The sequence below is a fragment of the [Mycoplasma] falconis genome, assembly GCF_006385795.1.
GTDB lineage: Bacteria > Bacillota_I > Bacilli_A > Mycoplasmatales > Metamycoplasmataceae > Metamycoplasma > Metamycoplasma falconis.
This window is the reverse complement of the sequence record NZ_VFSS01000002.1, coordinates 21,857-38,108: the sequence shown is the minus strand read 5'-3', so window position 1 is coordinate 38,108 and position 16,252 is coordinate 21,857. Positions and strand designations below refer to the sequence as shown.

The 16,252-nt window shown below is 26.8% G+C and carries 10 protein-coding genes; 9 read left to right on the top strand and 1 reads right to left on the bottom strand.

Going from position 1 to position 16,252, the window contains the following annotated elements; all coding sequences use genetic code 4:
- Positions 1-4: 4 nt before the first annotated feature.
- The 9 genes from FJO69_RS06605 to rnc all read left to right on the top strand — a co-directional run bounded on the left by FJO69_RS06605 (position 5) and on the right by rnc (position 15,888).
- Positions 5-4,318, top strand: a complete 4,314-nt coding sequence (locus FJO69_RS06605; protein ID WP_140781109.1) for a PolC-type DNA polymerase III — start codon at positions 5-7, stop codon at positions 4,316-4,318.
- A 233-nt stretch (positions 4,319-4,551) separates the two neighbouring features.
- The gene (locus FJO69_RS00805; protein ID WP_140781108.1) at positions 4,552-5,580 is read left to right on the top strand and encodes a hypothetical protein; all 1,029 of its coding nucleotides are present in this window, start codon (positions 4,552-4,554) and stop codon (positions 5,578-5,580) included.
- 57 nt (positions 5,581-5,637) lie between these two features.
- Positions 5,638-10,269: a lipoprotein 17-related variable surface protein gene (locus tag FJO69_RS06600; protein WP_140781107.1), complete on the top strand. Its 4,632-nt coding sequence runs from the start codon at positions 5,638-5,640 to the stop codon at positions 10,267-10,269.
- 174 nt (positions 10,270-10,443) lie between these two features.
- On the top strand, positions 10,444-10,968 hold the full coding sequence (locus FJO69_RS06595) for a hypothetical protein (protein ID WP_211333774.1): 525 nt from the start codon (positions 10,444-10,446) through the stop codon (positions 10,966-10,968).
- Positions 10,969-10,977: 9 nt separating this feature from the next.
- Positions 10,978-12,234: a serine hydroxymethyltransferase gene (gene glyA / locus FJO69_RS00790; RefSeq protein WP_140781105.1), complete on the top strand. Its 1,257-nt coding sequence runs from the start codon at positions 10,978-10,980 to the stop codon at positions 12,232-12,234.
- 14 nt (positions 12,235-12,248) lie between these two features.
- Positions 12,249-12,545: a hypothetical protein gene (locus FJO69_RS06590; RefSeq protein WP_140781104.1), complete on the top strand. Its 297-nt coding sequence runs from the start codon at positions 12,249-12,251 to the stop codon at positions 12,543-12,545.
- 1 nt (position 12,546) lies between these two features.
- Positions 12,547-14,187 (top strand): DAK2 domain-containing protein, encoded by a 1,641-nt coding sequence (locus tag FJO69_RS00780; RefSeq protein WP_140781103.1) that lies wholly within the window; start codon positions 12,547-12,549, stop codon positions 14,185-14,187.
- Positions 14,188-14,195: 8 nt separating this feature from the next.
- Positions 14,196-15,200, top strand: a complete 1,005-nt coding sequence (plsX, locus tag FJO69_RS00775; RefSeq protein ID WP_140781102.1) for a phosphate acyltransferase PlsX — start codon at positions 14,196-14,198, stop codon at positions 15,198-15,200.
- Positions 15,193-15,888: a ribonuclease III gene (rnc, locus tag FJO69_RS00770; protein ID WP_140781101.1), complete on the top strand. Its 696-nt coding sequence runs from the start codon at positions 15,193-15,195 to the stop codon at positions 15,886-15,888. The genes plsX and rnc overlap by 8 nt, the downstream gene beginning before the upstream one ends.
- Before the next feature lie 20 nt (positions 15,889-15,908).
- Here the strand turns inward: rnc and FJO69_RS06585 are convergent, their stop codons facing one another.
- Positions 15,909-16,223 carry a virulence protein gene (locus FJO69_RS06585; protein WP_140781100.1) on the bottom strand — a complete coding sequence of 105 codons (315 nt, stop codon included), beginning with the start codon at positions 16,221-16,223 and terminating at the stop codon, positions 15,909-15,911.
- Between the last annotated feature and the right edge of the window lie 29 nt (positions 16,224-16,252).

The window sequence follows — 16,252 nt, the reverse complement described above, 5'->3', positions numbered from 1 at the left end:
TAAAATGAAAAGTATTCAACATTTTCAAAAACTTTGTAAGGAAATTAATTTTGAAATTACTGAAGAGCTAAAAAATGCTGGCTTAAGGGAAGTTGAATACGATGAGAAAACTTTAAAATTCGTTTTTAACATTTCACTAGAACAACATATTAAAATAGCAACTTATAAAAAGTTATATGATGCTATTCAAAAAAGATTTCCTCATGCCGAGGTTTATTTATACGTTGAAAATATTATTTTAAACAAAGACATAATTTGTGATTATGTCCGCTATTTTATTAAAACCAAGTATAAAAATTTACGTAATTTTGCAGTATTATGACAACCTACCAATATTAAAGAACAAGACGGTTTTTTACATATAACTTGCCCTGATTTAGATTTATTAAAAGACGCCGAAAAACATACTGAGGATTTTTTAGAAATCTTATCTAATTCCGGTTTTGCTTTTGAAAATATATTATTTTCAGTTAAAGAAATTCAAAAATCTAATTATAAAAGTGAAACTTTAAATAATCTAAGCAATAAGTTTGAAGAATTAAGAACTTTTGAAAAGAAGATGGCTAAAAATTCAGGTGATAAAAAGCAAGTATTTTTTGGTAAAAGCAGACAACCTAAAAAGTATGTAGAAATGAGTTTAGTAGATGCTAACCGCGTTTTTGAAGACATGGATATAACAACCAAAGGTGAAATTTTTGCCATCGATACAAGACCTTTATCCAATGACAAAGTTTTATATACAATTTCAATTTCAGATTATAAAGAAGCAATAAATGTTAAGAAATTTTACGCCAAAGATGATCCATTACCTGATTTAAAAATTGGTGATACAGTTATCGTTAATGGACTTTTAACTAATGATAGTTTTACTAAAGTAAGAGTTATTATGGGGGCAAGTAAAGGTTGATATACTGAAACTGATGGTTATCATAAACTTCCAGAAGACAACGACATTGAAAAAAGAGTCGAACTAGCAGTTAGATCTAATATGAGTACACAAGATGGTATCGGAAAACCAGAAGAATATATATCTGCAGCCGAACACTATGGTCATGAAGCTATTGCCTTAACAGATTTAGATAGTATTCAAAACTTCCCCGGTTTTGTTAAAGCTGCTAAAAAATCAAAAGTTAAACCGATATACGGAGCTACTTTTAGTGCTATTAATGCTAAAAATCAATATTTTTATGGCTTTAAATCATTTGATTTAGCTGACGCTGAATATGTTGTATTCGATATTGAAACAACAGGGTTAAGTCCTAGATTTGATGAGATTATTGAATTTGGAGCTACTGTTTACAAGAAAAATTCACCGGTCGAAAATATTCAATTTTTCTTAAAAGCTAGTCAACCTCTTTCTGCTTTTACAATTAATCTAACTAATATTACTGATAGCATGTTAGAACAAGGTTATGAACAAGAAGAAGGCATTAGAAAAATATATGAAATTTTAAAAGATAAAATAGCTGTTGCCCATAATGCTAATTTCGATATTAATTTCTGTAAAGAACAATTTGAAAAATTAGGTTTAGATAAATCTAGAATAGTTGGACTTGATACTTTGGCTGTTTCTCATTTTCTAAATCCTTATGAAAAGAAACATACTTTAGGGGCCGTTGCTAAAAGGTATGATGTTTCATATAATAGCGAAGTGGCTCACCGTGGGGATTACGATGCTGCGGTTTTAGGTAAAATTTGACAAGCCATGATTTTAAGATTGTCTAAAGAATTTAACATCAAAACTTCGGATGAATTAAATCAAGCTTTTAATCCTAAAATGTTAGGAAGACGTTTTAGTTACGAAATAAGAGTTTTAGCTAAAAATCCTAAGGGTATTAAAAAACTGTTTGAATTAATATCAATAGCAATGACTAAACAGTTTAATGAAGGACCAAAACTTTATTATGATTTATTAACAAAAGACCCTGACTACTTTATTGGTTCTGGTGCTCATCAATCTTATTTATGGGAACAAGTTTTTAACGGTACTAATGAAAATATTTTAAAAGCAATGCAACCTTATGATTATATAGAACTACCGCCAATTAGTTCTTTTGAATACATGATTAAAGAAGGTAGAATTACTTTAAATAATTTAAGATTTGCTTATAAAGATTTAATAGCTAAAGCCGATTCATTAGGAATACCTTGTGTAGCCGTTACAGATTGTCGTTATGTTTATGATTATCAAAAACTAATTCATGAAATTTATATTAATGCTCCAACATTAGGTGGTGGATTACACTGACTTAAAAGAAAAGCGGTTGTGCCTGATTTTAAATATCTAACAACAAGTGAAATGATCGCTGAATTTGCTTTCTTAGATGATATTAATTTAATTAAAAAAATTGTTGTAGAAAATACAAGAAAAATCGCAGCTCAGGTTGAAAACAATATTAATGTTTTTAGAGAAGATCTTTGTGTTCCGACTTACGATAATTCAGCTGAAAATTTAAGAAAAACAGTTTATGAAAGTATTAAAGAAAGATACGGTGATAATCCTGAACCTTCTATTTTAGAGAGAGTAGAACAAGAGCTAACTCCGATTATTAAATATGGTTATTCGGTTATTTATTGAATAGCTTATAAACTAGTTAAAAGAAGTAATAAAGACGGTTATATTGTTGGTAGTCGTGGTTCGGTAGGATCTTCTGTTGTTGCTAATTTAGTAGGTATATCTGAGGTTAATCCACTAGATCCTCACTATTTATGTCCTAATTGTAAATTCTTTGAATGAATAAAAGATCCTAATATTTATTCAAGTTGAGATTTACCGGATAGAGATTGTCCAAAATGTGGAACTCGCTTAATACAAGACGGACATTCAATACCATTTTCAACTTTTTTAGGTTTTAATGCCGATAAAGTTCCTGACATTGATCTTAACTTTGGAGGAGCTTATCAACCGACAATTCATAACTATGTTAAAGAATTGTTTGGTGAAAATCATACTTTTAGAGCGGGTACAGTTTCGACCGTTGCTTCAAAAACAGCTTACGGTTTTTGTAAAAAATACGAAGAAGAAAAGCGTAATAAAGAAGAACCCTGATCTAAAAACTTTTTGGAATTTTTGGCTTCAAAAACAGCCGGTGTTAAAAGAACTACATCTCAACACCCTGGTGGAATAATCGTTGTTCCAAGAGAAATGGATGCAGAAGATTTTTTCCCAGTTAATTTCCCTGCTAATGATGATACAAGTACATGGATGACAACTCACCTCGATTATCGTTCAATGCATGACAACGTTTTAAAATTAGATCTACTTGGTAAGGATGACCCTACTTTTATTAAAATGTTAGAAGATTTAACAGGCGTAAAAGTAGATCAAATTCCTAAGTTTGATCCCAATATTATTAAGTTGTTTTACACTACAGAATCATTGAAAATTAAACCAGAAGATATAGGTGGTGAAACAACCGGTGCTTATGCTTTACCAGAGTTTGGAACTACTTTTGTTAGAAAGATGTTAACAACGGCTAAACCACATTCATTTAATGATTTAATTTTAATTTCAGGATTAAGTCACGGTACAAACGTTTGAGCCGGTAATGCCGAAGAACTAGTTAAACAAGGTAAAAAATTAAACGACTGTGTTTGCTGTCGTGAAGACATCCTAAACGAACTTGTAAGACATAATGTAGACAAATTGGTAGCCTTTAAAATTATGGAAAAAGTTCGTAAAGGTAAAGGTATTACCGAAGACGAAGAAAAAATGCTATATGAAAAAGGTGTTCCGGAATACTATATTGAATCATTAAAAATAATCGAATATTTATTCCCTAGAGCTCACGCTACAGCTTACGTTATTATGGCTTATCGTTTTGGTTTCTATAAAGTTTATTATCCATTACCTTTTTACGCAACATTCTATACCATTAAACCAGATTCACTGGATATTCAAACAATGAGTAAAGGTTTAGATGCAGTTAAGCAAAAACTAACAAATTTAAGACATCGTTCTAATTCAAAAGTTGAAAAACTAACCACCAAAGAAGAAGCCTTAATTCCTATTTTAGAAATTACCCAAGAGTTATATGCTAGAGGTTTTAAAATTCGTAATGTTGATTTAAATAAATCAAAAGCAACTGAGTGAATAATTGACGAAGCAGATAAGGCTTTAATTCCACCTTTTAACGTTGTTGAAGGTTTGGGCGATGTCGTAGCCGAATCAATCGTTGAAGCAAGAGAACAAGGCGAATTTCTATCAATTGAAGACCTTGGAGATAGAACTAAATTAAATTCAAGAATAATAACTGAATTAACTAATTTAGGTGTTTTAGACGGTTTGGAAGAATCGAACCAAAGCACTTTATTTTAATTAAAATATTGCAACAAATCTAGTTCAGTTGCAATATTTTTTTTATTTAATAGCAACCTTTTAAATAGTTATATTTATCTATAAACTTTTGAATTTTTCAAACATAAAATAAAAAATGCAAAAAAAATTACAAAATTGGCTAATTTTAAGACATTTTTAGAAATAAGTATTTTTTTTTTTTTTTTTTGAAAGGACTATAATTTTAAGTAATCTAAATGATTAAGGAGAAAAAAATGTCAAAAATTAACAAAAAACCAGCAATTATTTTAGGTGGAATTGGGGCATTTGCCGGTGCAGTTGCTTTGGGTTTCGGAATTGGTTTTGGTTTACACACTACACCAGCTCAAAAACAAAAAGAAATTGTTAATAACACCAGTGAATTATTCCAAAATTTAAATTTATCAAATGTTTCAAGCGAAGAAAAGAAAACTCAATTTGCTAATGGTGTACAAGCTTGATTGAAGAAAACTGTTACAAAAACCGAAGAAGGTAAAGAACCCGTAGAAGAAGAAGTTGGAAAATTAAAAAATGTTGAAAACATTCTAAATTCTTTAAAAGAAACTTTTGAAAGCAAAATTACTAATAATGAATTAATGGAAGTTATGCAAGCTTATGAAGGTCTACAATCTCCATTAGACAACATTCAATTAGAAATTTTAAAAACAGTTTTAGAAAAGAATGACGTTAAATCAGGTAAAGGATTAGAAGAAGTTAAAGCTATTTTAACTCCTGCTTACATTACTAAATTTGTTAAAGGTGAAACATTACCTGCTTCTCAAGAAGGCCAAGAACCAGAAGTTGTTCTAGGTTTTGCTGACAAATTAAAAGATTTAAAAGATAACGAAGGTGTTAAAGCAGCTATTAATGCAGCTTTAGAAGATTTAGATACTAACGAAGCTACAAAAGGTATTGCTTCATTAGAAGTGGTTAAAAAAGCTATTAATGAATACATCTATGGAACAGAAGAAAAACCATCAGCATTTGATAAATTATCAGAATCATTAAAATCTCTAGATTTTGAAGAATTATTGAAAAAAGGATACCATTCAATTTATTCAGAAATTCAAAAACCATTTGGTGAATTAATTGATGGATTAAAAGCAGTTGTTTCTAAATCAAACGACATTATTGAAGAAGAAAAAGAAGCTATTAAAAATGTTGCGGGTAAATATTTAACAGCTCTACAAGATATGCTAATAAAATCATTCAGTAATTTTGAAAGTGAATTAGTTGATTTAGCAGCAGTATTAGACGTGTTGTAATATTACAATATAAATAAGACAGCACAATGTGCTGTTTTTGTTAATTTAAGGTTATATATGAAGAAAAATAAAGTTATTATTTCGATGGGTTCTTTATTAGGAATCGGATTAAGTGTTGGTGGAGTAGTTTCTTGTGAAAATAGTTATGAAAATAAAACTAAAATCGAATTAAATAATTATTTAAATCAAGCAAACATTTCTAACTTAAAAGATGCAAATTTTAAATCTAATAATTTAGCTAGTCAATTTACTATTAAAGATTTAGATATTCCTAAATTACCAAAAGGGAATATAAGAATTAAGAGTTATACTGCTAACGACATTAAAGGAGAAGTAGTTTTAGAAGTATTTGCTACTTATAAAGAAGCTAACAAGTCTTCTGTTAAAACTGAAATTAAAAGAATTATTATTGCTGGTTTTAAAACAATTAAAAATAAATTAGATGAAGAAGTTAATCAAATAAAAGTATCTTTATTAAGTGAAGAAAATAAAGATGAAATTTTACCTTCTGATTACACTAAAAAAATAGATAATATCAATTATCAAAATTTAAATAATAATTCAAATTTTGAGTTAATCAAAAATGTTAAAGCCGATGACATTAAAGGACAAATTAAAATTTATTATCATTTAAAAGATAAAATTAATAATCTGCAATCTGTTAACAAACAAATTGTTTTTGATGGATTTTTAACCAAAGAAAAACAAGAAAGACTAAAAGAACAAGACTTTATTAATGAAAAAATTGTTTTATTAGAACCTATTTTAAAAAATAATCTAAACTGAAATCATTTTTTACCTTCTGAAATCAATAATGATAAATTTGAAACAAATTTTGAAGATTTTAAATTAATAATTGAAAATATTAAAAATATAGATGATGAAAAAGGATCATTATCTATAATTTTTCATATTCAATCTTTAAAAATAAAAGACATTATTTCTGAAAATAAAACATTTAGTATTACAAATTTAAAGACAAAAGAACAATGAAGAAATGAACAAAAATCATTAATTGAAAATAAATTGAATAATAAATTAAAAAACAATTTTGAGGATTACTTTTCAATTAAATTTTTAGAAAATAAATCATCAGTTTTACCTTCCGAATTACAAAAAGAAATTAATTACAAAATAATAAATTTAAAGCCTTTATTAGAAAATTTAAATTCAAATTTACTAATCAATGAAACTTATGATAATGATGATGAATTAGGCGTTTCAAAAATAACTTTACACATTCAATATTATGATGAAAAAATTGATAGAAATATTGTTTTAAACCCTATTTCTTTTAATATAAATAATCTTCAAACAAAACAACAAAGAGAATATTTAAATGAAGAAAACTTTTTAAACAATGAACTAAATAATTTAAATATAACTTTAAAGCAAGGCAAATGATCTAATTATCTACCTTCACAAATAAATGTCGATAATATACAAAATTACTATTTAAATTATGATTTAGAAGTTATTAATATTTCTAACATAAACGATAGTGAAGGCAGTTTTACCTTAACGGTTCAATTGGCATCTAAAAAAATAAACGGGTTAAAATCTAAATCTAAAAACATTATTATTAATGATTTTAAAAGCACTAAAAAAGAATCACAAAAAATTTTAGAATTAAATAATTTAATTAATAAAAATAATTTCTATAACTTAACTTTTGATTCAACTAAATTAGACAAATTACCTTCTGAAATTAATAAAAATGAAGATTTAATAATTACTTTAACAGATAGCAAATATCGTATAACAGATTTACAAACAATTTCTAATGATCAAGAAGGTAAATTACTTGTTAAGTTTAAGGTATTTTATTTTGATGAAGAGTTTAATGAAAATATTACTTCAAATTTCGTCGAAAAAGAACTTACAGGATTTGAAAATCTAGAAAAAAGAAATCAAAAAATAACCAAAGCTTATTTAAATAACGAAATACAAAATTTTAATTTTGTTTTAAAAGATAATTTAAGGTCAAATGAATATTTACCTTCGGATATTAAAAACAATCAAATTAAGACTGATTATGACAAATATAACGTTGTTTTAATTAATGTAAATAATAATGATGTTTTAGGAAATAAGACTATTGAATTCAAATTACAATCTAAAGATTATTTAGATATTTTTAGTGAAACCAAAATAATTCAATTTTCAAATTTCAACACTAAATCTAATTATTTAGAAAGCCTTAAAACGATTTTAAATCAACAGATAATAAAATATAATTTTTATAACTATCAAATAGTTGATAAAAACGATACTTTGCCATCTAATTTAGAACTTAATAAAAACCTTTATATAGGAATAAGCAATTTAGATTATCAAGTTTTTGATGTTATTATCACACCTAACGATAATAGCGGTGAAGCTAACGTTAAATTTAAAATTAAATATACAGAACCTAAATTTAATGAAACAATCGTTTCTAACGGAATTTCTTTTATAGTAGATAATTTGCTTACTTCACAACAATTAAAAATTAGAGAAGATTTACAGCGGTTAACTTTAAACAACGATTTAATAATTTATAACGATACAAACGATACTTCTTCAATATATGCAGATGAAATTAGCAAAGAAGCCTTTAATTTAAATTATTCAAAATATAACAACGATTTAATTGACATTATTTTAGAAAGTAAATTAGTTGATATAAATGAAAATAGTGGCAAAGTTTTAGTTACTTATGTTTTATATAATAGTAATTATTCAAACTATAAAATTAGTAGAGTTGTTGAATTTCAATTTAAATCGATTGATTGAAAAGAAATTGAAAAATATAAACAATGATCAAACTTGTTTGAAGAAAATTTAGATAATATACCGTTTGATAAATATAACGAAAATTTAATTCAAACTTATATTCAAAATGATAAAAATCTATTTAATATATTTACTCAAAAAGTAAATTTAAAAAATACTGATATTGTTTTGTCAAATAAAATTGTTAAAAAAGAATTAGGTTTCTTTTCTAATGGTTATTACATAATTTTTGAATATCAATTAATTAATAAAAATAATAAAGAAATAAAAAGTTCGTTGATTCAGGTTAAATCAAAAGATATAAGCAAGATTATAAAAAGAAACGAATTTGTTTATGATGTAGAAAATTTATACTTATATCCGCAAACAAACGAAGATAAATTAAAAAAATATTTGCCTAGTCAAATAAATGATTCAAATATTAAAGAAATATTTTTATCAAAGATTCATACAAATATTTTTAATAGTCCTTATTCAGTTAAATATAAACCTTTAGAAATAATACCTAATGATGAAAAGGGTGAATTAACTGTTAAATTTAGTTTAAGTTATGATGGAACAAATAGAGAAATAACCAAAACTTATTCAAACTTTTTAACTCGTGAAGAATTTAATGATTTGGAAAATAAAAAAGATAAAGAACTAAAAAGATTAAACGAAACATTAAATAAAATAAATTATTTATTTTTAGATGAACCTAAAACAGTTTTTGAAGATTTTGAATTAAGAAAAGGTATATTTAATTCACCATTAGAAATTGGTGATTTTCAATTAAAAAATCATAATTTGGAAACAGAAAATATTGAAATAATTGCAATTGAAAAAGATATTGATTCTCATTTAGTAAATATTAAATTTAGATTGGTTTCTAAATGAAATAGTGATATTAAAAGCGAAGAAAGAATTATTACATTAAACAACTTTTTAAAAGAAAAAGACATTAATGAATACAAAGAAGAAATAAATAAAATTTATTTAGAGTTGCGACCTAAATTTAAAATAGAAATGCAAAAAATTAATCAGCAAATGCTTAATAAAATAAGACCAAATGATAAGTCTGATAAAGCTAATAAAATTAGAAATGAAACTCAAAAACAATTTTTAAAATTTGCAGATACATTTAACAAAGAATATAAAGATTTAATCGTTAAATATATGCTTGAAATTTATTTAAACGATGTTGAAGATAATAAAAAAATAAGTAAAGATATTTATACAACCATTCAATCTTCTTATGTTGATGTCATGGCTAAAATATCTGCTATGTTTATAACGACAGCCAATGATTCATCTACATATTACAGCATAACTTCTTGAGGAAAATTAGTATTAAATGCTAAACATTTACAACCATTTTCAGATGCTATTTATAAAAAGAATGCTTTAAGTAAAAAACAACAATTTACTAATTTAGCACTTTTATTATGAGAACAACAATTAAAAAATAATAAAGAATTAAATCAAATAGTAGTTAACAAAAACTTATCTGTTAAAGTTGAAAACATTATTAAAGATGTTGTTGATTATTATTTAAATTATTACGCTAATTTAAAATGAAGAAATATTGTTGATAGAACATTACCTGAAACAGACGTTAATTATCAACACGAGTATAGCTCAAAAAGAGGTCGAACCGGTTTATTATCAAGCGGATGAGAAGAATTATTTTCTTATAAAAATAGATTTATAAATAACAATTATTCAGACAGCCAACATCGCAATACAGTTTATCAAATAGAACAATTACAATTAAGTAATAATTTATCTAAAGAAGAAGCAGATTTGATTTTAGGGTATATAAATTATTCATTAAAACCAATGATGTCTACGATTGAAAATATTTCACTAAAAATTAAATTTAAATTAACTTCACTATTAGATTCTGCGAAAGCAATAGCTCAAGCTAAAAAATAATTTTATGATCAAAGAAAAACAAATTTCTTTGATTTTTTTATTGTATTTATTAGTAAAAATAAGATAAAAATCATTATTTGAAAATTCTGTTTAATATGTCTATTATTTAATTTATATTATAAATTAAGCTGTATTTGTTAAAATTTAATTATTTGAAAACAGATTGGAGTTTTTATGTCGAATAATGATAAGTGAAAAAATAAAAAAATAAATGTCAAAAATTACGAAGTACAAGCTAAAAAACCACGTAAAGAATTAAGCAAATCATGAAAAATTGCCTTAACTGCTTTATTTCTTTTTGCTATTCCTTCGTTTTTAATGATGTTATTTGTGGGTAAAGACGGGTGAGTATTTGCTGCTACTAAAGATTTCTCTCGTTGAGGTTTAGTTTTCCCAATTGCTTTAATAGTTTTAACAGTTCAATTAACTATTTTATTTTTACTAATTTTTAAATTTAAAAAATTACCAGTAGAAAGTTTAAACTTTTTATTCCCAATCGCTTTTGCGATGGCTTCATTTATTGTAAGTAGTGGGGTCGATTCAAAAGATTGATTTATTAGAGTTTTACCAGCTGTTGGTATGGCTTTATTAGCAGTTCCTGTAATTTTAATTAACAAAGCTGTAATTAAATCAAAAGAAAAAAAACAACGAGCACAAATTTTAGCTGAAGAAAGAAAAAACAAAACCTTACTTGATTAAGAGGTGAATATGTATAAAAAAATTAATTTGGAAGATAAAGAAATTGCCGAATACATTAACGGGGAATCTGAAAGACAAGATGACCACATTGAACTTATAGCTTCTGAAAATTATGTTTCAGAACAAGTTATGAAAGCCGCCGGTTCTTGTTTAACTAATAAATACGGTGAAGGCTATCCCGGTAAAAGATATTACGGTGGATGTGAATGAGTAGATAAAATTGAAATTTTAGCCCAAGAAAGAGCTAAAAAACTTTTTAATGTTAATTATGTAAACGTACAACCTTATTCAGGCTCAGTAGCTAATGCCGCTGTTTATATGTCTTTATTAAACCCCGGAGATAAAGTTTTAGGTTTATCTCTTGATTCGGGAGGACATTTAACTCACGGGTATCGTATTTCTTTTAGTGGTATTTTTTACGAAGCTCATTCATACACCGTTAATGATGAAGGTATTTTAGATTACGATAAAATTTTAGAAATAGCTAAACAAGTAAGACCTAAAATGATTATTTGTGGTTATTCGGCTTATTCTCAAATTGTTGAGTTTGATAAATTTAGAAAAATTTGTGATGAAGTAGGAGCTTACTTATTCGCCGATATTTCTCATATTTCAGGACCTATTATTGCCGGATTACATCCGTCTCCATCTAGTTATGCTGACGTTATTATGACAACCACTCATAAAACCTTAAGAGGTACTCGTGGGGCTATTATCATGACTAACGACGAAGAAATTTATAAAAAAATTAATCGTTCTGTTTTTCCTGGTTATCAAGGAGGACCTTTATTCCACCAAATCGCTGCTAAGGCTGTTTCATTTTGAGAAGCTTTACAGCCTGAATTTATTGAATACCAAAAACAATTGATTTTAAATTCAAAAGTATTTTGTGAAACTTTTATTAAAAAAGGGGCAAAAGTTATTTCAGGTTTAACTAAAAACCATTTATTCATGATTGATGTTAAATCAAGTTATGGTTTAACCGGAAAACAAGCAGTAGAAATTCTTGCAGAAATCAATGTAACTGTAAATAAAAATACTATTCCAAATGATACTGAATCTCCAATGGTTTCATCAGGTATTAGATTAGGTACCGCTGCTATGACTTCAAGAGGTTTTAAAGAAGACGAATTTATTATTATTGCTAATTTAATTGATAGAGTTTTAAGGGAACCGGAAAACGAATCATTAAAATTTGTTGTTAAAAAAGAAATTGCTAAATTAACTAGTTCATTCCTAATTAAAAAATCTTATATAACTAAATAATTAAAAGGAGGTATATGCATTTTGAAAATTTGAAAGAATGAATTTATTCTTCCTTAACATCTGTTGCAGGGATTAAAGGGTTCGCTCCCTTAACTCCTGAAAACGGTTATAACAAAGAAAATGATGGGTTTGTAGTTGAAGTAGATCAAGAAGATGAAAATAAAATAAATGTTTATTTAGGACTAATTTTAATTAAAAACATTAATGCTAAGAATATTGTTGAAGAAATATATGAAGTTGTTAAATACCAATTAAATAAAGAAGGGATGCACTTAAGTAAAATCTTAATTTACATTAAAGGAACTGAATAATATGAAAGAACTTACTGGAAAAATGTGATGCGAAGCACTCCTGTCTGCTTCAAATAATTTAACTAATAAGAAAAACATTATTAATGCTCTTAACGTGTTTCCTGTTCCTGATGGAGACACCGGAAGTAATATGGCTTCAACGATTGCTTCTGCGGTATCAGCTACTAAATATAACGATGAAATTACTCTTGAAGAAGCATCAAGAGCGATTGCTAAAAATATGTTATTATCAGCCAGAGGTAATTCAGGGGTTATTTTAAGTCAAATTTTTAAAGGTTTTGAAAACGCTTTTAAAGGCAAGAAAGTAGCCAGCCCATTTGATGTAGTACAAAGTTTTGAAGAAGCTTGTAAGTCGGCTTATAAATCAGTTTTAAAACCAATTGAAGGTACTATTTTAACTGTTATTCGTGAAACCAAAGAAGAACTAAAAGCCCAAGCCTTAATGGATTCTAGTTTAGAACAAATTTATGATATGGCTTATAGTGCTGCTAGAAAAAGTTGTGACAATACTCCTAAATTATTAAAAGTTTTAGCAGAGGTTGGTGTAACTGATTCTGGTGGTGAAGGTTTATACGTTATCTTAGAAGGAATAAGAGCATATTTTTTAGGGAAACCCGTTGAATTAAGTCAAGAAGAAAAAGAAATCACTAACATGATTTCTGACGGTGAAGTTTTTGAAGGTGAATTTGGTTACTGTACAGAGTTTATTTTGGACCTATATAGAAAAGATAAATTTAACAAAGATTACTTAGTTAAAAAACTTGAAAAAATCGGTAATTCAATGGTGGTTGTTAATGACGAAAACTTACTAAAAGTTCATATTCATACTGTTAAACCAGGTAATGTTTTAAATGCTGTAAATAGCTTAGGCCAATTTATTAAAGTTAAGATTGAAAATATGACCCTTCAAGCCAATGAAGGTAAAGAAAATTACAACAAAAAACACAACATTGAACAACAAAAAGAAATTACTAATGTTGAATTAAAAGAATGTGGCATCGTTTCATGTAATAGTGGACAAGGAATTATTTATACGGTTAAAGATTATGGTGTTGACTATGTTGTTGAAGGTGGTCAAACTAATAATCCTTCAATTCAAGATATTGTTAACGCAATTAAAGCAGTTCCTGCTAAAACTGTATTTATTTTACCTAACAACTCAAACATTATTTTATCCGCTCAACAAGCTTCAACTATAGCTACTGATAAAAATATTATTATTATTCCAACTAAGAGTCAAGCTCAAACAGTAGCTATTCTAACTAACTATAGTTCAGAAAATAGTGTTAAAGACAATCAAAAATTAATGAAGGAAGCATTAAAACACGTTTCTTATGGCGAAATAGCCCCTTCTGTTAAAACAACTAAACTAAATGGTGTAAGAGTTAAAGAAGGCGAATTTATGTCAATTAAACAAGGTAAATTAATTGACGTTGCTACAACCTATAATGAAGCAGCTATTAAATTAGTTGATAATTTAATTAATAAAGATACTCAACTTTTAACCATTTATTACGGACGTGATGTATCTGAAAGCGATGCTGACGAACTTAAAACTTATTTAGAAGTAAATTACGACGTTACTGTTGATATTATTCAAGGTGACCAATCTGTTTATCCTTACTTAATTTCAGCCGAATAAGAGGATGTATGAAAAAAAGAATTGTATTTGATGTTTTAAATAATGACAACGGACAAATAAAAGCTATTCAAGCTGCTAAAAAATTTATTAGTGAAAATCCGGATTATCAACTTATTTTAGTTGGTGATGCTAACGTAATAAACAAGGAATTAGGCGAATTTAAAAACAACATAGAAGTTGTTGATAATAACTTTATTGTAAGTATTAAAGAATCACCCAGAGATGTTTTAAGACAAAAAAGCTCAATGAGTGAAGCTTTTGAAATTTTAGCCGAAGATAAAGCTGATGCTATTTTAAGTTCAGGAGATAGTGGAGCGTATATTACTTTATCTTCTTTAAAAGTTAAACGTTTAAATGGTATTTCTAGACCGGCTTTTATGCCAATAGTACCATCTTTAAGTCTTAAAAACTTTTTACTTTTAGATTGTGGAGCAAACATTAATATTAAAGAAGAATTTTTCTTAGAATGAGCCAAGGTTGCTTCTGTCTATTACAAATTAATTAATAATAGTGATGAAACACCTAAAATTGGTCTATTAAATTTAGGAACAGAAGATTATAAAGGTGATGAGGTCCATAAAGCTGCTAATAATTTATTAAAAAATTACGAAACCGATCAATTTAATTATTATGGTTTTATCGAACCAGGTCAAGCTATAAGCGGAGATTTTCAAATTGTTTTAGCAGATGGGTATGGTGGCAATATTTTCCTTAAAACTATGGAAAACACTTTTTCTGGTTTTGGTAAATTATTAAAAAACATAATTTATAAAAATTTATTTACCAAAATTTCTGGGTTATGATTAAAGCCAGGATTAAGAAAAATGAAGAACCGTTATGATTATCGTAATACTGGCGGGGCTTACATTGTCGGCTTAAACAAGGTAGTTGTTAAAGCTCATGGTGGTTCTGACGAGATTGCTTTTTATAACGCTTTAAATCAGGTTAAAAAAGCTTTAGAAAATGATGTTATTAATAAATTGCAACAAAATTTAGGACAAGATAATGAATAATTGACAAGAAGATTTATTAATTTATCTTAAAGAAAATTTTGATATTAATAATTTAAACGAAGATCAAAAAGCAATCTTTTTTGAAGCCTTTACTCATAAGTCTTATACTAACGAACACCGTAGTCAAAAAAGTTATCAATACTTAGAATTTTTAGGCGATGCTGTTTTGCAATTTATGGTTGGGGAAGAAATTTATAAACAACAACAAGATTTTGACGAAGGTCAAGCAACTTTACTTAGATCTAAGATAGTTGATAGAGAAAATTTAGGAAGAGTGTCAAATGAACTTAATTTAGTTGATAAGATAAGATGTGGTAAAAATGCTTTTTTAAACGGTAGAAATATTAAAGCTCAATCAGATATTTTTGAGTCATTTATTGGAGCAGTATATATTTCTTTTGGACTATCCAGAGTAAGAGAAATCGTTGATAAATATTTAACTAATGATATGAAAGCGATTTTAAATGATTTTGTCAAAGATCCCAAATCTCGTTTTCAAGAATTAATCCAATCTACATCAGTTTCAAATATTGTATATAAAGATGAAGCAATAGCTAATGGAATGTTTGAAAGTGCTGTTTATGTTGATGATATGAAATTTGGTGAAGGGCAAGGTTTAACTAAAAAAGAAGCACAAAAAAATGCAGCTTTAGCCGCATTAGAAAAAATGAATCTAAAAGGTGAATAGAAATTTCACCTTTTTATTTTTTAATCTTCATCTTCACCTTTGAAGAAATCAGTTAGATCCGATTTATCTTCCATAACAAAGACGTTAAAACTTTCTACTGATTTTTGGAATCATTCAATCGCTTTTAAATCTTCAATAGCTCGATATAGTTTTTGAAACATATTAAAAGAGGTAGGTAATGAATAGTAAAAGCTGTTTGATAATCAGTGAAATCCTCTTAAACGTAAAATATCTCTTATATCTTCATAAGCTTGTTTATAGTTTTCAGGTTTAGGGTAACTTTTTTTAAGTTCCTCTTTGTTTAAATAAAAAACAATTCCGTAACTGTTACGCATATTAAACCCTCCTAAATTATTATTTTGTG